Source organism: Neobacillus sp. KR4-4 (assembly GCF_042136325.1).
In the GTDB taxonomy this organism is placed as follows: domain Bacteria; phylum Bacillota; class Bacilli; order Bacillales; family Cytobacillaceae; genus Neobacillus.
Window position 1 is genome coordinate 276733 of record NZ_JBHHJU010000004.1, and the last position, 22873, is coordinate 299605.

General features: G+C 37.3%; 27 protein-coding genes. 4 read left to right on the forward strand and 23 right to left on the reverse strand.

Annotated features, from left to right (window positions below; all coding sequences use genetic code 11):
* Positions 1–7 precede the first annotated feature (7 nt).
* From folE to ACE198_RS06575, 8 genes are all read right to left on the reverse strand, one after another.
* The gene (gene folE / locus ACE198_RS06540; RefSeq protein ID WP_098574806.1) at positions 8–574 is read right to left on the reverse strand and encodes a GTP cyclohydrolase I FolE; all 567 of its coding nucleotides are present in this window, start codon (positions 572–574) and stop codon (positions 8–10) included.
* 153 nt (positions 575–727) lie between these two features.
* Entirely contained in the window at positions 728–1000 is a 273-nt protein-coding gene (locus tag ACE198_RS06545; RefSeq protein ID WP_026563932.1) for an HU family DNA-binding protein, read from the reverse strand.
* A 394-nt stretch (positions 1001–1394) separates the two neighbouring features.
* On the reverse strand, positions 1395–2873 hold the full coding sequence (spoIVA, locus tag ACE198_RS06550; RefSeq protein ID WP_098574807.1) for a stage IV sporulation protein A: 1479 nt from the start codon (positions 2871–2873) through the stop codon (positions 1395–1397).
* A 271-nt stretch (positions 2874–3144) separates the two neighbouring features.
* A complete protein-coding gene (locus ACE198_RS06555; RefSeq protein WP_251456964.1) occupies positions 3145–3855 on the reverse strand; it encodes a hypothetical protein in 711 nt (236 codons plus the stop codon).
* 31 nt (positions 3856–3886) lie between these two features.
* Complete coding sequence (locus ACE198_RS06560) at positions 3887–4072, reverse strand: DUF2768 domain-containing protein (protein ID WP_098574809.1); 186 nt, start codon at positions 4070–4072, stop codon at positions 3887–3889.
* Between the two features lie 268 nt (positions 4073–4340).
* Complete coding sequence (locus tag ACE198_RS06565) at positions 4341–5396, reverse strand: NAD(P)H-dependent glycerol-3-phosphate dehydrogenase (RefSeq protein WP_375375047.1); 1056 nt, start codon at positions 5394–5396, stop codon at positions 4341–4343.
* Between the two features lie 23 nt (positions 5397–5419).
* Positions 5420–6730 carry a ribosome biogenesis GTPase Der gene (gene der / locus ACE198_RS06570; protein WP_098574811.1) on the reverse strand — a complete coding sequence of 437 codons (1311 nt, stop codon included), beginning with the start codon at positions 6728–6730 and terminating at the stop codon, positions 5420–5422.
* Between the two features lie 253 nt (positions 6731–6983).
* Complete coding sequence (locus ACE198_RS06575; protein WP_375375048.1) at positions 6984–7592, reverse strand: YphA family membrane protein; 609 nt, start codon at positions 7590–7592, stop codon at positions 6984–6986.
* 108 nt (positions 7593–7700) lie between these two features.
* Between ACE198_RS06575 and ACE198_RS06580 the strand changes: the two genes are divergently transcribed.
* Positions 7701–7841, forward strand: a complete 141-nt coding sequence (locus ACE198_RS06580) for a YpzI family protein (protein WP_098574813.1) — start codon at positions 7701–7703, stop codon at positions 7839–7841.
* 73 nt (positions 7842–7914) lie between these two features.
* Here the strand turns inward: ACE198_RS06580 and fni are convergent, their stop codons facing one another.
* The 15 genes from fni to ACE198_RS06655 form a co-directional block, all read right to left on the reverse strand.
* Complete coding sequence (gene fni / locus ACE198_RS06585) at positions 7915–8973, reverse strand: type 2 isopentenyl-diphosphate Delta-isomerase (protein WP_375375049.1); 1059 nt, start codon at positions 8971–8973, stop codon at positions 7915–7917.
* Positions 8974–8984: 11 nt separating this feature from the next.
* Positions 8985–10124, reverse strand: a complete 1140-nt coding sequence (gene rpsA, locus ACE198_RS06590; protein ID WP_098574815.1) for a 30S ribosomal protein S1 — start codon at positions 10122–10124, stop codon at positions 8985–8987.
* Between the two features lie 155 nt (positions 10125–10279).
* Positions 10280–10861, reverse strand: a complete 582-nt coding sequence (locus ACE198_RS06595) for a lysophospholipid acyltransferase family protein (protein WP_098574816.1) — start codon at positions 10859–10861, stop codon at positions 10280–10282.
* A 2-nt stretch (positions 10862–10863) separates the two neighbouring features.
* On the reverse strand, positions 10864–11538 hold the full coding sequence (gene cmk, locus ACE198_RS06600; protein WP_375375050.1) for a (d)CMP kinase: 675 nt from the start codon (positions 11536–11538) through the stop codon (positions 10864–10866).
* Positions 11539–11700: 162 nt separating this feature from the next.
* The gene (locus ACE198_RS06605) at positions 11701–11880 is read right to left on the reverse strand and encodes a YpfB family protein (protein WP_098574818.1); all 180 of its coding nucleotides are present in this window, start codon (positions 11878–11880) and stop codon (positions 11701–11703) included.
* A 77-nt stretch (positions 11881–11957) separates the two neighbouring features.
* Entirely contained in the window at positions 11958–13307 is a 1350-nt protein-coding gene (gene ypeB, locus ACE198_RS06610; RefSeq protein ID WP_375375062.1) for a germination protein YpeB, read from the reverse strand.
* A 14-nt stretch (positions 13308–13321) separates the two neighbouring features.
* The gene (gene sleB / locus ACE198_RS06615; RefSeq protein WP_375375063.1) at positions 13322–14248 is read right to left on the reverse strand and encodes a spore cortex-lytic enzyme; all 927 of its coding nucleotides are present in this window, start codon (positions 14246–14248) and stop codon (positions 13322–13324) included.
* A gap of 130 nt (positions 14249–14378) precedes the next feature.
* Positions 14379–15068, reverse strand: a complete 690-nt coding sequence (prsW, locus tag ACE198_RS06620) for a glutamic-type intramembrane protease PrsW (protein WP_251456977.1) — start codon at positions 15066–15068, stop codon at positions 14379–14381.
* A gap of 112 nt (positions 15069–15180) precedes the next feature.
* Complete coding sequence (locus ACE198_RS06625) at positions 15181–16137, reverse strand: asparaginase (RefSeq protein ID WP_375375051.1); 957 nt, start codon at positions 16135–16137, stop codon at positions 15181–15183.
* The gene (locus ACE198_RS06630; RefSeq protein WP_375375064.1) at positions 16137–17117 is read right to left on the reverse strand and encodes a YpdA family putative bacillithiol disulfide reductase; all 981 of its coding nucleotides are present in this window, start codon (positions 17115–17117) and stop codon (positions 16137–16139) included. The genes ACE198_RS06625 and ACE198_RS06630 overlap by 1 nt, the downstream gene beginning before the upstream one ends.
* A 116-nt stretch (positions 17118–17233) precedes the next feature.
* Positions 17234–18511, reverse strand: a complete 1278-nt coding sequence (locus ACE198_RS06635; RefSeq protein ID WP_098574823.1) for a Glu/Leu/Phe/Val family dehydrogenase — start codon at positions 18509–18511, stop codon at positions 17234–17236.
* Positions 18512–18730: 219 nt separating this feature from the next.
* Positions 18731–19312, reverse strand: a complete 582-nt coding sequence (locus ACE198_RS06640; RefSeq protein ID WP_375375052.1) for a genetic competence negative regulator — start codon at positions 19310–19312, stop codon at positions 18731–18733.
* A 75-nt stretch (positions 19313–19387) separates the two neighbouring features.
* The gene (locus ACE198_RS06645) at positions 19388–20170 is read right to left on the reverse strand and encodes a metallophosphoesterase (RefSeq protein WP_375375053.1); all 783 of its coding nucleotides are present in this window, start codon (positions 20168–20170) and stop codon (positions 19388–19390) included.
* Between the two features lie 22 nt (positions 20171–20192).
* Positions 20193–20561: a hypothetical protein gene (locus ACE198_RS06650; RefSeq protein ID WP_098574826.1), complete on the reverse strand. Its 369-nt coding sequence runs from the start codon at positions 20559–20561 to the stop codon at positions 20193–20195.
* 55 nt (positions 20562–20616) lie between these two features.
* A complete protein-coding gene (locus ACE198_RS06655; RefSeq protein ID WP_098574827.1) occupies positions 20617–21252 on the reverse strand; it encodes a CBS domain-containing protein in 636 nt (211 codons plus the stop codon).
* A gap of 142 nt (positions 21253–21394) precedes the next feature.
* On the opposite strand from ACE198_RS06655, the gene ACE198_RS06660 reads away from it, so the two are divergent.
* From ACE198_RS06660 to cotJC, 3 genes are all read left to right on the forward strand, one after another.
* Positions 21395–21625: a spore coat associated protein CotJA gene (locus tag ACE198_RS06660; protein ID WP_375375054.1), complete on the forward strand. Its 231-nt coding sequence runs from the start codon at positions 21395–21397 to the stop codon at positions 21623–21625.
* Positions 21622–21882, forward strand: a complete 261-nt coding sequence (locus ACE198_RS06665; RefSeq protein WP_098574829.1) for a spore coat protein CotJB — start codon at positions 21622–21624, stop codon at positions 21880–21882. The genes ACE198_RS06660 and ACE198_RS06665 overlap by 4 nt, the downstream gene beginning before the upstream one ends.
* Positions 21883–21968: 86 nt before the next feature.
* Positions 21969–22538 carry a spore coat protein CotJC gene (cotJC, locus tag ACE198_RS06670; protein WP_375375055.1) on the forward strand — a complete coding sequence of 190 codons (570 nt, stop codon included), beginning with the start codon at positions 21969–21971 and terminating at the stop codon, positions 22536–22538.
* Positions 22539–22873: the final 335 nt, after the last annotated feature.

Sequence of the window (22873 nt, forward strand, 5' to 3'; positions counted from 1 at the left end):
AATAGGACTAATATTTAATTAACGAGAGCACTTCAGACCGTGCAACCGCATCATCTGATAGAATACCGCGGACGGCCGTAGTTACTGTTTTAGAGCCAGGCTTTTTAACTCCACGCATAGTCATACACATATGTTCTGCTTCGACGACCACCATGACCCCATGAGGCTCTAATTTCTCCATCATACTGTCGGCAATCGTGGAAGTAATCCGTTCTTGAAGTTGAGGTCTCTTTGCTACTGCTTCCACTGCCCTTGCTAATTTACTTAATCCGGTCACACGACCATTTCTTGGAATGTATGCTACATGCGCTTTTCCAAAGAAAGGTACAAGATGATGTTCACACATGGAATAAAACGGTATATCTTTAACCAATACCAACTCTTCGTGGTCTTCACTAAAGATTGTTTCAAAATGCTTCCTTGGATCCTCATTTAACCCGCTAAAAACTTCTTCATACATTTTTGCTACACGTTTTGGTGTGTCATGGAGACCTTCACGATTTGGGTCTTCCCCGATTGCTTCTAATATTAAACGTACCGCATCTTCAATTTGGGCACGATTTACTTGTGACATATAAAAATTCCTCCTAATGTTCAGTCAAGTATATATGACAAATACATATTAGCACAATCATTAAAGTTCAAGCAAAAAAAATAGAAAAAAGGCCATGGACATAGCCATGACCTTTTTGCTTAAGCATTCGCTTAAAGCAATAAATTTATGTAATTATTTTACTGCGTCTTTAAGCGCTTTCCCTGGTTTAAAAGCTGGAACTTTGCTAGCAGCGATATCGATTTCCTCACCTGTTTGAGGGTTACGACCTTTACGAGCTGCACGCTCACGTACTTCAAAGTTTCCAAAACCGATTAATTGTACTTTATCACCATTTTTTAAAGCATCTAAAATCGCATCAAAAACAGCATCAACTGCTTTAGTTGCGTCCTTTTTAGAAAGTTCGCTAGCTTCAGCAACTGCATTAATAAGTTCTGTCTTGTTCATGCCATTCACCTCCTCCCAAAGAAATTATCAAGATTCGTAAATAAGATTACTTATCTACATTTCTAAACAATTTTTCTAATTTCTATACGTCATAGCGCGGTTTTATTACCAAAATTACCATAAATGATTAAATTGGTAACTAGAATCTATTTTTTTAGGAAAAACCCTTATGAAATAAGGGTTCAAACGCTATAATGTAATTCAGTTTAAAGATTATCATAATCAAAACAGCTTATCAAGAAGAATTCATGAAATTATGGTAATCTTTTCTTTGTTTCAACAAAATTCTACTTAATTTGATCCTATTTAGTAGATATTTTAAAATAATGGCAATTTGTCACATAATTCAGGCTTTCTTTTCAAAGAAAAAAGACTCCGAATTGGAGTCCATAGCTTAAAGTATAATGGCAATTAGGCCACCTGAACCTTCGTTAATAATTCTCTCTAATGTTTCTTTTAATTTATATCGTGCATTTTCTGGCATTAATGAAAGCTTTGCTTGGATCCCTTCTCGAACAATAGAACTTAAGCTGCGGCCAAAGATATCTGAATTCCAGATGGATAACGGATCATCTTCAAAATCCTGCATTAGGTATCTCACTAGTTCCTCACTTTGTTTTTCAGTACCAATAATTGGCGCGAATTCCGATTCCACATCCACTTTTATCATATGGATGGATGGTGCTACAGCTCGCAGCCTTACACCAAATCGTGCACCTTGACGAATAATTTCTGGTTCTTCAAGACTCATATCTGAAAGGGTTGGTGAGGCAATACCGTAACCCGTTTGTTTAACCATTTTTAGTGCATCGGCAATGTGGTCATATTCTGCTTTTGCATGAGCAAAATCCTGCATTAATTCAAGAAGATGATCTTTTCCGCGAATTTCGACTCCAACGATTTCTTTTAATATATCATCATACAATTCATCTGGTGCATATAAGTCGATTTCAGCGACGCCCGAGCCCATTTCAATTCCAGCTAAGCCAGCTCGTTCAATGAATTCAAATTCGCTAAAGTGTTGAACAACCCTGTCAACATCTCTTAATCTCTTGATATCTTTTACAGTATCTTTAACAGCCTCTTGATAGCTTTCACGAAGCCAATGGTTTTCTCTAAGGACCATCACCCAACTTGGCAGGTTCACATTGACTTCAAGGACTGGGAACTCGTAGAGTGCTTCACGGAGAACGTTAAGAACATCGCTGTCCCGCATGCTTTCAACACTCATAGCAATAACCGGAATATCATATTTTTCTGCTAAACTCGATCTTAGTGTTTCAGTGCTTGGATGGTATGGCTGTGCACTGTTAACAACCATGATAAACGGTTTGCCAACTTCTTTCAATTCATCAATAACTCTTTCTTCTGCTTCAATATAATTACTTCTTGGAATTTCTCCAATCGTCCCATCAGTCGTTACAACAACCCCAATAGTTGAATGTTCTTGGATCACTTTTCTTGTGCCAATTTCAGCAGCTTCATGAAATGGGATTGGTTCCTCATACCAAGGAGTGGTAATCATTCTTGGACCATTTTCATCCTCATAGCCTTTCGCGCCTGGCACCGTATAGCCTACACAATCAACTAGCCTGATATTGACATTTAATCCATCATCAACATGGACAGTGGCTGCTTGATTTGGTACGAATTTTGGCTCGGTTGTCATAATTGTTTTTCCTGCAGCACTTTGAGGTAACTCATCAAGTGCACGTGACCTCTCAGCTTCACTGTTTATATTCGGTAAAACAACAAGCTCCATAAATTTTTTAATAAATGTTGATTTTCCAGTCCGTACTGCACCTACTACGCCTAAATAAATATCACCGCCTGTTCTCTCGGCAATATCTTTAAAAATATCAACCTTTTCCAAGTGATCCCCTCCCGATCATTGAGTAAAGTGGGATTAAACATCCATTTTAGGTATTTTTGGACACTATATGTTTATGATGTTGTCCTACAATGTTATGACACTTTTATAAAAATTTTTTACCCCCCTTATTAAAAATTCACTAGGTTCTCTTGTATCTGTAGTGTCTGAACATTTGATATTATGGAGGGTTTCAATATATGTTTTCTTTTGGGAATAGCCAAAAAAAACCCTTCTCCTACAATATATTTCATCGGAAAAGGGTTATGACTATTTATTCTTCTAAAAATACTGGTTCTTTCGTCTTAGAATCCCAGGTATATGGTAAGGAATATGCTGGCACAAACATGGAATCCTTCACTAAAATTGGCCGAATATCTTCACCGGGTTTTACCTTCATATCTTTATTTTCCATGGCTTGATATAAATCGGGGCGATAATCTACATATACCTCAGCACTGCCTGTAATGACAAAGGATAAATTTTGATTTGTAAATGGACTTGCTACAAAAGGGGGTTTTTTATACCCTAATTGTTTATAATCAAGAGTAAAAACATTCTTTGCAATTTGTTCTTTATAGGGAGGATACCCTTTTGTTTTGATTCGTAATTTAATATCACGTATGGCTTCTGTTATTCTTAAATCAAATAATTTTACAGTTGGCTGGGTTTCAACATCCACAAGGACATATTGGAAGATCCCACCGCTTTCGTATGCGTTACCAGGAGGCTCAGCGATATATTTTGGTGTTATTTTTTTAAAATCAATAGGATACTTTTGATAAATCGGGGTTTCTGCTTCTTTGGTTTTTATCGGAAGAATCCCGCCATTATCCTCCTTAAAGGTATCTACTGCTGTTTGAACAGCTAAAATTTGATCTTTATATGGGATTTGATTTTTTGCTAATTCCTCTTCGGGATACATGCAGCCTGATAGGAAAAGAGCAGTAAATACTAGAAAACAACTGAGTACGTTCCATTTCATACAATCACCTTTTATTATGTATTAACTCCCATTATGTAAAAAAAACAATTAGAAGCGTTATTCCGGCAATAATCATTAATAAGTAAGCGATAATCGCAGTAGCAATTCTGAGTACTCCTTTTAGCTTATATCTACTTAGATAAATTGTGATAATTGCCAAGAACATAAAACCCATTCCTGCAATTGAGATCCACATTTTAAGCATAGCTGGCGACAAACTTAACTCCCCCTTTTTCGAAGATTAATTATATCACAAGCGATAACTTTTCTAGAAAAATTTTAAACAAAAAAAAAAAAACTGAAGTAAAGAGGGGCGAATTCTTTACTTCAGCTTTAACGACTAAATAACCCATACCTGCGTATAACTACTAGGTTGCTTCGTTGCATTGTATGCAATCTAGACACAAAGCGTCTCACCGAACGCCCATTTTTAAGAAAAACTTTTCAAAGCATGAGGCCCTATTTCTCCGCTATGCTATATTTTTTTAATCTTCAATATTTCGTTCCTCTAAGACATTAACCAAATCTTCCATTTCATGCGTCTTGCCGCGGGCCATTAAAACATCTACAGCATCCGCTGCTCTCTTCCCATTAAATAAGACATCATAAAGGGCAAAGGTAATCGGCATGTTCACATCATACCTTTTGGCCAACTGATAAGCAGCCTTGGTGGTTCGAACACCTTCCACTACCATCCCCATATTGTCCAAAACCTCATTTAGGGTTTTCCCTTTACCTAATAGGTTTCCTGCTCTCCAGTTCCTAGAATGGACACTTGTACATGTCACAATTAAATCACCGATACCTGCAAGTCCAGAAAATGTTAATGGATTAGCACCCATTTTCGTACCAAGACGAGCGATTTCTGCTAACCCTCGTGTCATTAATGCGGCTTTAGCATTATCACCATAACCTAATCCATCAGTAATACCGGCTGCAAGTGCAATTATGTTTTTTAATGCACCACCAATTTCCACACCAATGACATCTGAATTAGTATAAACACGAAAATTATTGTTGATAAATAAATCCTGTATTTTTTCCGCTGCTTCCATATTCTCAGAAGTTACGGTAACCGTTGTTGGGTGGCGAAGGCTAACTTCTTCTGCGTGACTTGGACCGGATAAAACAACAACATCCTTTAATAAATCTTTTGGCATTTCCTCTTGAATAATTTCAGAGATGCGCAGTAATGAATCAGGTTCAATCCCTTTACTAACATGCGCAATTGTCAATGGTTCTGCATGTACAGTACGAATTTTACCGATTACTTCACGTATTGCCTTTGTCGGGACGGCTAATATAAGTGTATCTACGCCCGCTAAAGCATCAGTTAATGATGAGTATCCTACAATCATTTCTGAAAGGTCAATCTCTGGAAGGTATTTCTTGTTGGTGTGCTCTTCATTAATTTCTTTGATTTGCCCTTCATTATGGCTCCAAAGTCGAACTTCATGCCGATTGTCTGCTAGCACGATTGCCAAAGCAGTACCCCAGCTCCCAGCTCCAATAACGGCTATTGCTGATTTAGTATCCTTCACTTTACATCACACCCACCTTATCTTTATTTTCTTTCTCTTGCATAAATTTTGATAGGGGTTCCTTCAAATCCAAAAGCTTCTCTGATTCTGTTCTCTAAGAATCGTTCATATGAAAAGTGTAATAATTCAGGTTCATTTACAAATACAACGAAGGTCGGCGGTTTAACTGCCACTTGTGTAGTATAATATATTTTTAAACGTCTGCCATTGTCTGTTGGTGTCGGATTCATCGCGACTGCATCCATGATCACATCATTAAGCACACTTGTTTCAACTCTCATTGAATGGTTTTCACTAGCGGTATTAATCATTGGGAGCAACGTATGAACACGTTTTTTTGTTTTTGCAGATAAAAACACAATTGGAGCATAACTAAGAAATAAGAAATGTTCCCTTATTTTTTGTTCGAGCTCTTTCATAGTTTTTTCATCTTTTTCAATTGCATCCCACTTATTGACCACGATAACGACAGCCCTACCCGCTTCGTGTGCATACCCAGCAATCTTTTTGTCCTGTTCAATGATGCCTTCTTCAGCATTAATGACAACAAGAACAACGTCAGAACGTTCAATTGCCCTTAAAGCACGAAGTACACTATATTTTTCTGTACTTTCATAAACTTTTCCTTTTTTCCTAATTCCCGCAGTATCAATTATGACATATTTTCCCCCATTATATGTATAGGGAGAATCGACAGCATCACGAGTTGTACCGGCAATATTACTGACGATTACACGTTCCTCTCCTAAAATAGCATTGACTAATGATGATTTCCCTACATTGGGGCGTCCTATTAGTGAAAACTTTACTACATCTTCTCCATACTCAACTGTCTTGTTTTTTGGGAAATGTTTTGCAGCCTCATCTAAAAGGTCTCCTAAACCAAGCCCATGTGAGCCTGAAATTGGAATTGGTTCACCAAATCCCAATGAATAAAAATCATAGATTTGATCACGCATTTCTGGGTTATCTATTTTATTAACAGCTAATACTACAGGCTTTTTAGACCGATATAATATTTTAGCCACTTCCTCATCAGCTGCTGTAACCCCTTCACGTCCATTTGTTAAGAAGATAATGACATCTGCCTCATCAATGGCTATTTCAGCCTGTTGTCGAATTTGTTCCAAAAACGGTTCATCACCAATATCAATTCCACCTGTATCAATAAGGTTGAAGTCATGTGTTAACCACTCACCAGAGCTATAGATACGATCTCTTGTAACTCCAGGGATGTCCTCCACAATCGAAATTCTTTCACCCACAATCCGATTAAAAATTGTTGATTTTCCTACGTTGGGCCGTCCTACAATGGCAATAACAGGTTTAACCAATTACAATCGCCATCCTTTCTTTCTTATATTTAAATACGAATTAGTATGTTAGCATAGAGTAAAAATTACATCAGTGGGGGCATCCTCCCCGATAATGAGGGGTCATTCCCTTTGTTCTTATTAAGTAAAGAAACCCTTCTGTGTTCTAGAAGGGCCTAACTATGTTATTTTATCAATGTTAATCCTTTCCCGCAATGGAAAAAACCGAAAAGCGGATTTCTGAAAACCTGACATCAAGAATTTTAAATCTATTTCAAGATGATTTTTGCTTCCCTTTTTCCAAAAAATGAAAATGATTTTGGAGGATAGGTCCTAGATTTTCTAACGCGGTCCAACCTGTAAGTAATAGAGCTGTCAGTGAGCAAACATCAAGGTATGCAAACGTCCCTATTACATATGGAAAATCGAATTTATTTAATATAAACGCATATAAAATGTCCCCTTGCATGGCACCAGCAAAAATGATGAATAATCTCCCTTTTAAAGATTTCTGCAATAATAAGGCTAAATACCACAAGGTAATCCCCATCATCCATTCCTTTTTAAAAATAATCCAAACCGGATCAAATATCTCAAATAAATGGAAGGTCACGTAGGCAATTGAAATGATGAATGAACAAATGAAAAAATAAATGAGTGCTCCTCGTTTTTCTTGGTTTATAAAAAAATAACAAATGCCTAACATAAATAACCCGCTTGCCTGTATATCAAACCCTCCTACAGCAAACCGGACATTCGTTAATATTACTACTATTAATACTATTGCAGCCAGTTTTAATCGATATGGGTTTTGCTTTTCCACAATAAAGGTCAAGTAGATCCAAAAACCCCAAAAGACCCAATAAAAGATTGCTCCTTCCAACTCATACACCTCCTATTATTTTCATTATTGGTAATCTTTATGTACTTTCATACTTCCTTGAATAATATTTTCTGTGTGAATCATCTTATTAAGAGGAGGTGTGTTTAAATGGGAAAAGACCGACAAGAAAAAAAGTTACGTGCGAGTGGAAGAGTGGAATCAGATCGCGATCAGGCATTGCACTATCCAGGTGCCACGAAGCTATCTGGACCTGAAGAGGCACGGGGATTAAACGATGGTAAAAAATAATAAAGCGGATGCGCCAAGGCGCTGGAGCTAGACAGCAATAACAATAAAGCTCTCGCAAAAAATTGCGAGAGCTTTATTTTATGGAACGTTGGGCGAACTCTTTGGTATCGATGCCACGTTGATGTAACCAATGATAAGTTTCGCCTGAAATAATTAATGGAGCTTGTTTTAAATCTGAAATCGTTTTTGCACCCAATGCAGTCATGATAATCGTCAATTCATTATGAAGGTTTTCAATTTCTTGTTGTAAGACCTCTATCCCTTCCTTAATAAGGATTGGCAAAAAATAGCCTGCCATGCCGATTGCATTCGCCCCAAGAGCTAATCCTTTTGCAATATCATGTCCTGATTTAAATCCTCCAGAACCAATAACTGAAAGATGCTTCGAAACAGATGATGCCTCAAGAATAGAAACACCAGTGGGGATTCCCCAATGATTAAAAAAAGATAATGCTTTATCTCTGCGTTTATTTTCAATTTCAGCAAAATTTGTCCCGCCAGCGCCGCCAACATCAACCACTCTAACTCCAATGGATGATAGCTTTCTGACCGTCTCAAACCCCATACCGAAACCAACTTCCTTTACAATTACAGGCACATTTATCTCTTTTACAATTGTTTCAATCCTTTTAAGTGCACCAGAAAAATTGCGATCTCCTTCGGGCATGGTTAGTTCTTGAATAACATTTAAATGTATTTGCAGAGCGTCTGCTTCTATCATATCAATCGCGGCCTTTGCATCCTCTGCTGATGCTTCGCTGCCTAAATTTGCAATGATAACGCCAGAGGGATTCTCTTTCCGGACAACTTCATATGTGTATTTTTGAGAATTATCCTTTATTGCAGCCATTTGTGACCCAACAGCCATCGTTAATCCTGTATTTTTAGCGACGATAGCCAGTTCTTTATTGATACGATATGTTTTATCACCACCGCCACCAGTCATGGCGTTGATAAAAATAGGCGAACTTAAATAAAGTCCGCCAATTTCATGGTCTATTGCAACATCGAATACACCGATATCAGGTAGGCCCTGGTGAATAAATTTAAAATCATCGAAAGCTGAAGAGTGATTTTGCCTGTTTTCAAGGGCAAAACGAATATGATCCCATTTTCGTTCAGATCTAGACACTTATATCACCATTATTTTCCTAAATTCTTTAATTTATCACCAATAACTTCTCCTAGCTGAAAGCCTTTTGACTCTTCAGGAAGTTCATAGTCTTGGTTTTCCTCATACTCTTTTTCAAGTAGTTCTTTAATGCTTAAGGATAGACGTTGATCAGACTCATTTGCATCAAGGACTTTGACGTCCACTTCTTGGCCTTCTTTTAATACTTCATGTGGAGTACCAATATGCTTATGTGCAATTTGAGAGATATGAACAAGACCTTCCACTCCAGGGAATACCTCGACAAATGCACCATAAGAGACCAATCTTTTTACTTTACCTTTTAAGATGCTGCCTTTAGGTGCTTTTTCGGAAAGATTTGACCATGGTCCAGGCAGTGTTTCTTTAATTGATAGAGAAATTCTCTCACTATCACGGTCAACACTTAAAACTTTAACCTGAACTTGTTGACCTTCATGAACCACATCTGATGGTTTATCAACATGATCATAGGATAGTTGAGAAATATGAACTAGACCGTCAATACCGCCAATATCAACAAAAGCGCCAAAATCAGTGATTCTTTGAACTGTTCCTTCAATAATTTGACCAACTTGTACAGCACTAAGCCGACTTTGTTTTTGCTTACCTTTTTCTTGTTCTACCACTGCTCGATGGGAAAGGATTAAACGATTCTTTTCCTTTTCAAGTTCAACAATTTTAAAAGTAAGACTACGACCTTTATAATCACTAAAATCTTCAACAAAATGTGCTTCAACTAATGATGCTGGTACAAATCCACGAACTCCTAAATCGACTACCAAACCGCCTTTTACAACGTCCTTTACTTCAGTTTCAATAATTTCTCCGTTTTGGAATTGATTTTCTAAGTGATCCCAAGCCTTTTCTGCATCAACTTTTCTTTTTGAAAGAACAATTGCTTCTTCCTCAACCTTCAACACTTCTAATTCTAATTCATCACCCTCAGCAACTGCATCAGATGCCTTTTCAATATGCAGACTAGAAAGTTCACTGATTGGAATGATTCCATCTAATTTGCTGCCTTGGATATCGACTAGTACCTGCTTTTCTTCTACTTTGGTAACTTGTCCCGTTACTTTATCCCCGATTTCAAAGCTTTTCACTTCTACTTGATTTAATTCTTCCGACATATGTATTCCTCCTTAATCCATTTACTTCAAAATTCTATATATGATCTGGTGGATGCCACGCAGCATACAACACATATAAAAATAAAAGCAGTGAATTTTCAAAAAAAACTCTTTCCATTAACTTCTTACAAATAGACTATTTTGTCAAGCAGAACCTATCGATGTTCTTTTCTAAGTTTATCAATTTTTGACATAATCAATTCAGTAACTTGTTCTGCTGACGCTTTCTCTTTTCTCATTTCCTCCAAATCAATAGGTTCTCCATAGATCACCTTTAATTTTCGGAAACTTCGATAGGGACCAATGATGGCGCAAGGAACAACCGCTGCTGTGGACCTTAAAGCAAAAAAACCTGCTCCAGAAAGTCCTTTACCTAGTTCGCCAGTCTTACTTCTTGTTCCCTCTGGAAAAAGACCGAAAACTTGACCATCCTTTAGGATTTTTAAGCCTGTTCTAAGTGCTTCTCGATCGTTGAATCCCCTTTTTACTGGAAAGGCATTACATTTTCTAACTATATTACCCAAAACAGGAACTGAAAAAATCTCTTCTTTTGCCATGTAGTGTACAGGACGCGGAGCCATAATTCCAACTATAATGGGATCAAAATTATGGATGTGATTCGCACAAAGAAGAACACCACCTTCTTTTGGGAAATGTTCTAATCCGATAGCTTCAACTCTATAAAGTGGTTTAAATACTCCAGTAACCACTGATTTGGCAAAATCATAAAACGTCACGCCTATCCAATCCTTTCGTGCACCAACACCATTATTTTTTCTACAACATCTGTAATTGATAGAGAGGTTGTATCGATTTCCACTGCATCATCTGCTTTTTTCAATGGTGCCACTTCTCTCTCAGAATCGATTTTATCTCTACGAGCAATTTCTTCTTTTAATTTTTCTAAGTCAGACGGGAAGCCTTTTTGGATATTTTCCATATGGCGCCTTTCTGCTCTTTCCTCAACACTAGCAAGTAAAAATACTTTTACCTCCGCATCAGGCAATACATGTGTCCCAATGTCCCTTCCATCCATCACAACGCCGCCTTCTGTGGCAAACGCCTGCTGTCTTTTAACCATTTCTTCACGGACCTTTTGGTGTTTAGCAACATACGAAGTCGAATTGGTAACCTCAGCAAAACGAATTTCATTAGAAACATTTCGCTCATCTACGTATACTAACTGCCCTTTATCAGATGGCTGTAATCTAATATCTGTTGATAATAATGTTGCCAATAATGCATCTTCGTCTTCTAGATTCAGTTTATTTACGATCGCCTTATATGTTAAAGCACGGTACATTGCACCAGTATCGATATAAATATATGAAAGTTTTTCTGCCACTATTTTAGCAACTGTACTTTTACCGGCTGCAGCAGGGCCGTCTATTGCGATTGATAATTTTTTGTCCATAAATCCTCCTATTTGTCATCATGAGTTTCTTAGATGTTGTCTATATTTATTTTACCACAAGATAATGGATTGCCTCTTTTTTTACCATGATAAAATATGAAATTTTAACGATCCTATTGTTATTATTGGTCCAATCAAAAGAAAGCAGGCTGGCCTGCTTTCTCAATTACCCTGAAAGGTTTCAAGAATTTCCGTAAATGTATTTTCATTTACTCCTTCGTATTTTGTCAATTGTTTTACTTGAGGAAGTACATTTAGCTGATGAAAAAAAAGTTGTGTTAGAAATAGAAAAATAAATTGGACGATGATAATTTTTATTAAGACTCTTTCTACCTTTTTCATAACATCCACTCCACCGATTAATATACTTATTATTGGAGTTTTTTGAAAAAAATATAAGGAAAAGCATATGCTTTTCCTTATAACACGTCTTCATAAACAGCCTCAGCATTTTTTAGCTTTTCAACTTTTTCCTCAACACCACTTTTGGCATTAATAAAAATTCGATACGTATCATCATCGATTGTTCCTAGAAACTCATAACAAAGAACTTCCTTGTTAAGATCGTTTATAATAACTGCCTGACGGTCTTCCATGATTTTAGTGTTCGGATTTACTTTTGCTCGAGCTTGCTTCACAGAGAGGGACGGTTTTTCAATAGTTCTTGTATGGAAAGATTTTAAATATTCTTCTGCTGATACACCAATAATATCCCCGTTATCGAGTGCTACCTTTACTTTAATTGATTCAGGATAAATTCGAACGCCATTAATGGATGAAACGAAATTGAATACTCCAATATTGTCATATTGTGTGCTTTCAAAGATTTCTAAACCCTTAAAGCCCGTCTCCTTTAAAAATGCTGCCGCCTTATTATCAGCATCATTTAAACTAATAACTTGTTTTTTTACATCACGATGATTAATAAACCAAATCGGATGGCCAGCTTTTTTCGTAATATCCATACTGCCTTCCTCACCGGTTTTCTTATCTTTGATTGAAACGCTATAAAAACCATAGTCGGAACCTTTCCCATTCTCTGTAACCTTTACCTCAGAATTCCCGTCAATCTTGATGTATTTTTTTGCAATTTTAATTGCTTCTTGCTTAGAAATGGTTTTTCCTTTTATTTTGTTAAAATTTTCATCTTTTTGTTGCATGTTTACAAAAGTAGGACCCAAATTTGATTCAGTGTAGCCGCTTACTGTCTTTTCTACAGCTTTAAAGCCATCAATAATCGTATTATCTGTTTTTTCTTTTCCAGATGCCAATGCAAGTTCAACATCCATCCACCGAAGATTATTTTTTAATACCATATGCTGGACTTTTCTGAGATCATCCTGAATATCACCAGATTGCTTATACAGTACCTTTAACGTGTTGTATTCTTCCTTTGAAAGTGGTTCCTTGTCTAAATCTCTTACAGCAGCACGGTAACTGAAATTCCCAATTTTTGATAAGAATTCCTCCGTCTTGTTAAACGGAAGCAGGGTTAACGGCAATTGTCCAACATCACTATGTGCTTCCGAGGTAAGCCTCCATACCTCAATTAAGGAAGGTGACAATGATTGTTTTGAATTCATTGCAAGGGTTGTACCAATCTTATCGTGTAATAAATCTACTTGATAGTTAAGGTCATGAAATGCCCGTTGATACGTGTTTTCCGCATTTAAAAGAACTGCATTTTTCTCCTGGTGTTCTTGATAGCCCCAGTATGCTGTTCCCGCTACACCAACAGCAAGAACTCCAATTAATATTCCTCTTATCAATTTCATTCACCTCTCTACTTGCAAAAAATATGTTTCCCGATTCGTTTGATTTGTGGTCGTCCCCAGATCCACCCGCTTGTAGCGGTATCTGGGTTAAAATAATAAAGTGCTTCTCCAGTTGGGTCCCAGCCATTAATCGCATCCAAAACCGCTTTCTTTGCATTTTCATTTGGCGTGAGCCATATTTGTCCATCTGCTACGGCTGTGAATGCACCAGGCTCAAAAATCACTCCTGAAACTGTATTTGGGAATGTGGCACTATTTACCCGATTGAGAATAACAGCTGCCACAGCAACTTGCCCTGTATAAGGCTCACCCCGGGATTCTCCATAAACGGCATTAGCCATCAACTGGATATCATTTTGCGAAAAACCATTTGGTGTGTTCGCAGCCGTCGGTTTTTTAGGTGCTGTTTTCTGGGGTGCTGTGTTTTTTTGTGGCACCGTTTGTTTTGGGGTCTGCTTTGCTGGTGCTTGTTTTGCAGGTGCCTGTTTCGCTGGTGCTTGGTTAGCAGGTGCCTGTTTCGCTGGCGCTTGTTTTGCAGGTGCCTGTTTCGCTGGCGCCTGTTTCCCAGGACTTGGTGCAACCTGTTTACTTTGATCAACCCCGCCATAATGTGTAAACTTTTTGCCAGTGTTAATATGTTTTTTTACAAACTGCTCATTGTATTTACTCGCTTTGGCTAGTTTTAATTTTGTTGTCCACCCTGCAAGCCCATCAATTGGCAGGCCGAATTCATATTGAAAATTTCTTAACGCCCAATATGTGCTCCAGCCAAAAACCCCATCAATCTTACCGTTATAAAAACCCAAATACTGGAGCCTCGATTGAAGCTCAATGACATCATCTCCAACCGCACCCTTTTCAATTACCTGATTAGAGAAAGCCTGCACTTCCTTGCTTTCAGAAATCGATGATGTCACGATCAGAAGGATTAGTATAAATAACTTAATTAGGATTTTCTTCTTTTTCACGGAATTTTAACCCCCATTGTAAATCTTTTTAGCAGTAAACCTATTTTTTGTTTTAATGGGTTTTTTATTCCATTTAAATAAATAAAAAAACCCTTCTTTATGATTGAAGGGTTTTTTGGACAGAATATTGTTTTTTCAAATGATTGGCACTTAAGATTTTTGCTTTCTTAACTTTTCTAAGACCAAACCACCAAAGAAAAATCATAAACGGAAAAATAATCATAAGCCAATTTTCTTGTGAGATTAAGATAAAATCGTAGGCTCCATGGAGAATAAATGGCAAGAATAAGGAAAGAATGACCCACTTCGCTTTATTTCCTTCTGTAAATTTTGCCTTTCCAATATAAAAGCCCATAATTACACCAAATAGGGCGTGACTGGATACAGGTAACAATGCACGTGTCATGGCGTGTTCGATTCCATTCGCAATTAGATAAAAGATATTTTCGATTGTAGCAAAACCAAGTGAAACAGCTACTCCGTAAACAATTCCATCAAAGGGTTCATCAAACTCTACATGCTGATAAATAACATAAAAGAGTATAAACCATTTAAAGAACTCCTCAAATAGGCCTGAGCTAAGAAATGCATTGAATAGTTCAGATTTTACTATATGTTCTGTTTCAAGGACATGCTGGATAAACATAATGGGAAACACAAGAAGTGCTCCGTACATAAAAGTCCTTAAAACGAATGAAATTGGCTCTGGTTCATATTCATCTTTCAAATAAAAATAACTTAGTAATGCCAGTCCGGGGGCAAGTCCGGCTGATAATATTCCCAGCATGATGAACCTCTTTTCAAATCCATTTTCTTAATCGTAACATGGTTTCTCTATAAAGAAAATGAAAGATTCATTCCAATTCCTAATAGGTATTTATCTTTTGGTTAATTAAAACTTAAAATCTAATTTCATTCAAATTACTGGCAAGCGCAACTGCCAATTTAATTCTTGCTTTTTTAGAGTCATTATCACTTCCAAGAATTACACCCTTATTAAATAGGTCAAAGGCACTTCCTTCATAGTCATAGGTTGTATAAACTGAGCCTTCTTCTGCGCTTGTAGTTATAACTAGTTTCATTCCTTCTGCAATGGCTGTTTCAATTTCTGTCATCATTTTAGGGGCAACTTGACCACGTCCCACTCCCTCTAAGATAATTCCAGCAATCCCCGCCTCCCGCGCTGCCTTAATAAATTTCCCATCCGCTCCAATATAGCATTTAATGATTTCCACTTGAGGGATGGAGGTTTTAATCTCAAAATACTCTCTTTTAATTGGTTTTTGGAAAACATGAACTTGATCATTATCGATAATACCAAGATATCCAAACCCAAATGAGTTAAAGCCTTGTATATTAGATGCATGTTCTTTTTTTACATAACGTGCTGCAAATATTCGTTCATTAAAAACAACCACTGTTCCAGCATTCCTTAAATCATCGGAACAAGCACAATAAATGGCATGACGTAAATTAATATATACATCGCTTCCTAAATCCTCAGGAGAGCGTTGTGATCCTGTCACTACCACAGTTCTGGAATCATTAATTGTTAAATCAAGAAAATAAGAAGTTTCTTCCATCGTATCTGTTCCATGTGTGACAACTACACCTGAAACCGAATCATCCTTAAAATAGTCTTCAATCTTATTCTTCAATAGTAATAAGTCATCAAATGTAATATGAATACTTGCCTTCTGAAAAACTGATTCAACAACTACTTCGATGTCCTTTGGCAAATTACACATACTTGCCAATTCTTCACCAGTTATCGCTCCTGAGGCCAATTTTCCCGATTCTTTATTTGTCTTGCTTGCAATAGTCCCACCAGTCGTTAATAAAACTACCTTTTTCATTATTTAGCCACCCTTTTTGCATCTTTTTCGATAATTGAGCGTGCGATTGCTTCTCCGTGAAATCTGCCATTTTCAATAAATATTTCATTTGCATTATTTCCAGCAGCAATTACACCTGCAATATATATTCCCTCTACATTTGTCTCCATTGAATCCGGACTAAAGAATGGCCTTCCAGATTCTTCATCAATTTTTACACCCATATTTTTTAAAAATTGGTGGTCTGGATGGTATCCGGTCATGGCAAATACAAAATCATTGGGTATTGTATTATCTTCAGCGTCTTTTGTATAAATAACTTGATTCTCTGTTATTTCTTTAACGCGGGCGTTAAATTCCATTAAAATGGTTCCTGTTCGAACTAACGATTCAAACTCAGGGAGAATCCAAGGCTTAATACTTGGTGAATATTTATCACCACGGTATAAAACGGTCACTCTCGCACCTGCTTTTACAAGTTCTATGGCCGCATCCACACTTGAATTTTTTCCGCCGACCACACAAACATCCTTATCAAAATATGGATGGGCCTCTTTAAAATAGTGGAATACCTTTGGTAAATTTTCGCCCGGAACATTCATATAGTTTGGATGATCATAATAACCTGTTGCGATGATTACATGGCGTGCACAATACGTATTTTTATTAGTAAAGATTTGAAACATTTCATCCTTTTTAAGAACTTTATTCACTTGTTCGAAAGAGTTTATACGCAGCTGTTTTCGTTTAGCGACTTCTCGATAATAGACAAGTGCTTGATTTCTTTTTGGTTTATAACTCTCAGTAATAAACGGCACTTCCCCAATTTCTAACTTTTCTGCCGTGCTAAAAAATGTTTGATGGGTTGGATAGTGATAAATGGAATTTACCACATTTCCTTTTTCAATGATTAATGGCTCTTTTCCTTTATCCTGAATGGCAATGGCTGCTGCCAATCCGCAGGGTCCACCACCAACAATTATGATATCTTCTATTTGCATCATAGGTACACTCCTTAATACAATCACATGGATGACAAAAAACTCCTATCGTCTATGATAGGAGTTTTTTAACTATGTTTCAATGGTTAAGTATTATATTTAGCAGCAGCTCGTTATTATATCCAGCCTCTAAAGCGGCTCGCTTCTGCCATTTTTCTAACCCCCACCATATATGCAGATAAACGCATATCTACTCGACGGGTTTGGGCAGTATCGTAAATATTATTAAAGGATTTTACCATTACTTTTTCAAGCTTTTCTTCCACTTCTTCTTCCGACCAATAGTAGCCTTGGTTATTTTGAACCCACTCAAAATAAGAAACCGTTACACCGCCTGCTGAAGCTAAAACATCTGGTACAAGGAGAATACCACGTTCAGTTAAAATCTCCGTTGCTTCGAGTGTCGTTGGACCATTTGCTGCTTCAACAACGATGCTCGCACGAATATTGTGAGCATTTTCTTCAGTAATTTGATTTTCTATTGCGGCTGGTACGAGAATATCGCACTCAAGTTCTAGCAATTCTTTATTAGTTATTGTGTTATTAAATAATTTTGTAACAGTTCCAAAGCTATCTCGTCTATCTAATAAATAATCAATATCTAGTCCATCTGGATCATGCAAGGCGCCATAAGCATCGGAAATCCCAATGACTTTTGCTCCTGCATCATGCATAAATTTAGCTAAAAAGCTTCCCGCATTACCAAAACCTTGGATAACAACACGTGCATCCTCAATTTGGATACCTTTCTTCTTTGCAGCCTCTTGGATACAGATTGTCACACCTTTTGCAGTTGCTGATTCACGCCCATGCGACCCACCTAGAACAAGCGGCTTCCCAGTAATAAAACCAGGTGAATTAAATTCATCTATTCGACTATATTCATCCATCATCCATGCCATGATTTGAGAATTAGTAAATACGTCTGGTGCTGGAATATCTTTCGTTGGTCCTACAATTTGACTAATGGCTCTAACGTAACCTCGGCTTAATCTCTCAAGCTCTCTAAAGGACATATCCCGAGGGTCACAAACGATACCGCCTTTACCACCACCGTACGGCAGGTCGACAATTCCACATTTCAAGCTCATCCAAATTGAAAGGGCTTTCACTTCCGTTTCTGTTACACCGGGATGGAAACGAATCCCACCCTTTGTTGGCCCCACTGCATCATTATGTTGTGCACGGTAACCAGTAAAGATTTTTATGGAACCATCATCCATTCTAATTGGAATTTTAACTGTCATTAAACGTAATGGCTCTTTCAAGAGCTCGTATACCTCTTCAGGATAACCTAACTTTTCAAGGGCCTTATGTATAACTGTTTGTGTCGATTTCAACACATCATGCTTTTCCTCTTGATTAGTCTTTTCATTTTCTCTTTCGGCTACCATTTGTAATCCTCCCTAAAAAAATGCTACGAATGTTGTCATCTTTCAGACACAAGTATACACCTTTCATTCATTTATGCAAGAAGAAAAGTATAAAAAAAGTCCAATTATGTAAACGCTGCCATTGGCATTTTTATATGCAATGGCTAAATATTATTGCGCAATATCTTTTTCCAATTTAAGGGCGGTGGCGCCCTTTTTTATCTATAAAAACAATTAATTCTACTTAAAAAAATGAAGAATGGTTTCCACCGCTTGTTGTTCGATAATTCGCTTACCGTACTCAGCTAGAACATATGGACTAAGTATAGATGCATTGCCAAATTCGGATAAAACGCAGGCAGCTTTAATATTTTTTTCCGATTTTAAGTTATCCATTATTAAATAGTAGCGGTTGTTCCATACATAGAGACTCCCGCCGAAAATATTCACAGTGGACAGTCTTTTGGCAAGGCTGATAATATCTTCAAATTCATCAAACTCATACATGAGGTCCTCATAGCCTTCAACTCTTACTTGCATCTCGATAAAACCATCATACAAAATTTCATCATCTTCTATCACATCATCAACGGTAATAATCAATATCATCCCTTGAGCTTGGAGGGAGAACACCTCTACCGCAACAGAACCTTGAATATCAACATCAAATTCCTCACTTGCCTCTTCCAGCATATCATGGAAAAGCTGATTCCATTTAATGGAGTCCTTCCAAATATCTTCTTTGGAGAGTCCTCTGTCAAATAAATCATCAGAGGTTAGAAAAATCTTTATTTTATTGGCTGTTAAGCGTTCTAAGCGCATGATTTTGCCCCCTGCCGTGACATAACTCTTGTTTTCAGTGTATGCCCCAGGGGTCTGTTGGTGAATTGTCTATATTTATCCTTCGATTACAGAATTCCCATTTAGTGTAATCAGGTGACATTCAGCCGGTGCACCTAACCGGAGTGGAATGGAAGTGGTACCATAACCATTACTTATAAGTTGGACCGTGTTATCCAGCTTTTTTATTTTTCCCCGCTCATGGGGGCTATATCCTAAAATATGAATTTGCCCTCCGTGTGTATGTCCGCTTAACACCAAACGTATTTTATGCTCTGGAAGAATCTTATCTGTAATATTAGGATAATGACTGGCTAATATCTTAAACCCACTTTCTTCCGCATCTAATAAGGCCAAATCTAGGCGATCTCGTTCTTGGTTTAAATCATCTACACCTAGTAAACAAAATTTTTCTCCTTTAACAGATTCAAAGGTAACTGCTGTATTAGCTAATACTTTAATACCCAATTCTAGGAGAATGGCATCCAATTTATGATAATCCACTTCATAATCATTGTTTCCCCAAACAAAATAAACTGGGCCAATTTGTTTTAATTTTCTCAAGTTTGCCTTTACTTTTTCAAAAGATACACCTTTTTCAGTTAAATCACCACCGATCACAACAATATCCGCTTTCCCCATAACTGGATTTATCACTTTATCAGAGATTGTTCGCCTATGTATATCGGAAATAAAAAAAATAGAAATGCTGCCAAGTGATTTAGGAAAGTCAGGAAAGCTGAATTCATGTTCTATGATATTATTTAAAAAAGCTTCTCGTAACATATATATAAGAAGGCATCCACCCAGGATGAACAAGAATACTAATGTTATAACCATTTCTCTTTTCCCCATTTCTTAACTAACGTTCAATGGAAATCATACCATAAAAAAGACTTAAACTAAAAAATGCAATCGTCTGCACCAAACCTAAATAAAAGAGAAGGCAAAAAACAATCAGAAGATATAGATACTCAATGAGAAGGTCAACACCAATTACTTTTCGTTTTTGCCAAGCTATTTTTGTGCCAACGATAAGTTCTGATAGGACTCTCCCAGTTAAGAGAAATCCGATAAAAAAAACTAACGTGGCTGCAAAAAATTTTAAGGGATTTACGACAAGACTTATAAAGAAATCAGATAAGGCAAAAGGTTGTGGTATTGAAATCCATTTGATGAGTATATACCCACATATAAAAATTACAAAATACTTAATCACTTTAATGAACATAAAAACCCCTCCCATACAATGTATGAGAAGGATTTAAAAACTTACCTACTGCTAGTTAATCATCTTCTTGGATGCTCAATATTCTGAAGCCATGGTCTTCCAGCCTCTTGGTGAATTTATCGATATTATCTTTCTTCTCTATCTTCATAACGATTCTCCGGACAAGTTTATCTGTTTCATCGAAAGTTACCAGAGAAATAATATGCTCGTGGAATTGATGTGCAATTTCAGACAGGCGTGCGATTCGTCCTTCGGTTTCAACTGATGTAAAGGCAATCCGTACACCTGGACGATTCACCCCAAATGCACTTTCGAAAGAACTAATGACATCAGAGCGCGTAACTACACCAAGGAAGTTTTTGTTAGCATCAACAACTGCTAATAAAGGAAAATCCTTTAAATCAAGAAGTGTTTTCTCAAATAATTCTCCACCTTCTAGAAACTTATCATGATGTGTAGCAATATCTTTTACAAAAGTTTGGGATAAATACTCATTCTTTTGTTTATCAGACTGAAAATAGCTCATATAAATGTTGTATCTTGTCGCCACTCCTACGTATTTATCTCCACTTAAAACCGGAAGTCCATCAATCTGATATTTTTCCAAACTTTCTAAAGCGTCTTTAAGTGTAGTATTTTCCTGGACAGTAAAACATTCATGCTTTGGAATCATTATATTTTTTACGAACAAATCCATCACCTCGAAATATAATCATGCATTATTTAGTATACTTCTATAAGGCTTGGAAAAAACCCTTTTGCATTTAAGTTTATGTCATAGAAAATGGAATATTTCATATTATTAACTGATGTTGAATAAAGGGAGGACTATAATGAATACACATTTCAAAACCTTTCATCCGTATGTGAGTCCCTTTGACCCTTGTCCGCCGATTCTTGAAAAAACATACTCTACCCCACCACATTTATATATGGGATTTCAACCACCCAACCTAGAACAATTTACACCACTAGAGGCACTAAGAGCTGGCACTTTATGGAAAGACTTTTATGATCCTTACTTTAACGCATTAGAGAAGGCAAAAGGGGGACTGCCTACATGAAACAAGTTCCCGCCGAATATTATCAATTAATGGAACAACTTCAAGCAGTCGACTTTGTTTTAGTTGAACTAACCCTCTATCTTGATACACATAATGACGATCTTGAAGCCATCAATCAGTTCAATCATTATGCAAAGGAGAGAAAACGTTTAAAAAAGGCATTTGAAAGCCAATTTGGTCCATTATTGCAATTCGGTAATAGTTACTCTAGTTATCCTTGGAATTGGGATGACACACCTTGGCCATGGCAAGTTTAAAAGCGGAAGCGCCCGTTTGGCGCTGGAGCTGGATAATTTTCTAGGTTAAGCGAAAAACATGTTTATTTTAGGGGAGGGTGAGGTAAATGTGGATATATGAGAAGAAACTACAATATCCTGTTCGAGTCAGTACGTGTAACCCGACGTTAGCAAAATATCTAATTGAGCAGTATGGCGGTGCTGACGGTGAACTCGCGGCAGCACTCCGATATTTAAACCAAAGATACACGATTCCTGATAAAGTAATCGGGCTTTTGACAGACATCGGTACAGAAGAGTTTGCCCACCTAGAAATGATTGCCACGATGGTTTATAAATTAACGAAAGATGCTACACCAGAGCAAATGAAAGCAGCTGGATTGGCAGCGCATTATGCAGACCACGATAACGCATTATACTACCATAATGCCGCAGGAGTTCCCTTTACTGCTACATATATAACTGCAAAGGGTGACCCCATTGCAGATTTATATGAAGATATTGCAGCAGAAGAAAAGGCCCGCGCTACTTACCAATGGTTAATTAATCTAAGTGATGATCCAGATATCAATGATAGCCTTCGCTTTTTACGTGAACGGGAAATCATTCATTCGCAACGTTTCCGTGAAGCAGTAGAAATTTTAAAAGACGAACAAGGCAAAAAGAAAATATTTTAACTAAAAAGCAGAAGCGCCTCTAGGCGCTAGAGCTGGATTCAAAAGAAATAAGAAGCAGTTTTATCCTGCTTCCAGACTGTCGACAAATCCGAAGGATTTCGGGTTTTAAATCGACAGTCTTTTTTGTTTGGCTACATTAAACTAGTCTGTTGATTTCCGTTCCAGGCGGCTTCGCTTTCCGCGGGCGGTTCGGGGAGCCTCCTCGACACTTTCAGCGTCTGCGGGGTCTCCCCTGTCCCGTACTCCCGCAGGAGTCTTCGCCGCCTTCCACTCCAATCAACAGGGTTATAAAATCATTAATGACCTTTATATCAGCCCTTTGTATAATTAAGATA

Coding starts and splice junctions, on each gene's coding strand:
- folE (WP_098574806.1), bottom strand. CDS start 574: ATGTCACAAGTAAATCGTGCCCAAATTGAAGATGCGGTACGTTTAATA.
- ACE198_RS06545 (WP_026563932.1), bottom strand. CDS start 1,000: ATGAACAAGACAGAACTTATTAATGCAGTTGCTGAAGCTAGCGAACTT.
- ACE198_RS06555 (WP_251456964.1), bottom strand. CDS start 3,855: ATGAAATGGAACGTACTCAGTTGTTTTCTAGTATTTACTGCTCTTTTC.
- ACE198_RS06580 (WP_098574813.1), top strand. CDS start 7,701: ATGGGAAAAGACCGACAAGAAAAAAAGTTACGTGCGAGTGGAAGAGTG.
- rpsA (WP_098574815.1), bottom strand. CDS start 10,124: ATGTCGGAAGAATTAAATCAAGTAGAAGTGAAAAGCTTTGAAATCGGG.
- cmk (WP_375375050.1), bottom strand. CDS start 11,538: ATGGACAAAAAATTATCAATCGCAATAGACGGCCCTGCTGCAGCCGGT.
- ACE198_RS06605 (WP_098574818.1), bottom strand. CDS start 11,880: ATGAAAAAGGTAGAAAGAGTCTTAATAAAAATTATCATCGTCCAATTT.
- prsW (WP_251456977.1), bottom strand. CDS start 15,068: ATGCTGGGAATATTATCAGCCGGACTTGCCCCCGGACTGGCATTACTA.
- ACE198_RS06625 (WP_375375051.1), bottom strand. CDS start 16,137: ATGAAAAAGGTAGTTTTATTAACGACTGGTGGGACTATTGCAAGCAAG.
- ACE198_RS06630 (WP_375375064.1), bottom strand. CDS start 17,117: ATGCAAATAGAAGATATCATAATTGTTGGTGGTGGACCCTGCGGATTG.
- ACE198_RS06635 (WP_098574823.1), bottom strand. CDS start 18,511: ATGGTAGCCGAAAGAGAAAATGAAAAGACTAATCAAGAGGAAAAGCAT.
- ACE198_RS06640 (WP_375375052.1), bottom strand. CDS start 19,312: ATGCGCTTAGAACGCTTAACAGCCAATAAAATAAAGATTTTTCTAACC.
- ACE198_RS06645 (WP_375375053.1), bottom strand. CDS start 20,170: ATGGTTATAACATTAGTATTCTTGTTCATCCTGGGTGGATGCCTTCTT.
- ACE198_RS06650 (WP_098574826.1), bottom strand. CDS start 20,561: ATGTTCATTAAAGTGATTAAGTATTTTGTAATTTTTATATGTGGGTAT.
- ACE198_RS06660 (WP_375375054.1), top strand. CDS start 21,395: ATGAATACACATTTCAAAACCTTTCATCCGTATGTGAGTCCCTTTGAC.
- ACE198_RS06665 (WP_098574829.1), top strand. CDS start 21,622: ATGAAACAAGTTCCCGCCGAATATTATCAATTAATGGAACAACTTCAA.
- cotJC (WP_375375055.1), top strand. CDS start 21,969: ATGTGGATATATGAGAAGAAACTACAATATCCTGTTCGAGTCAGTACG.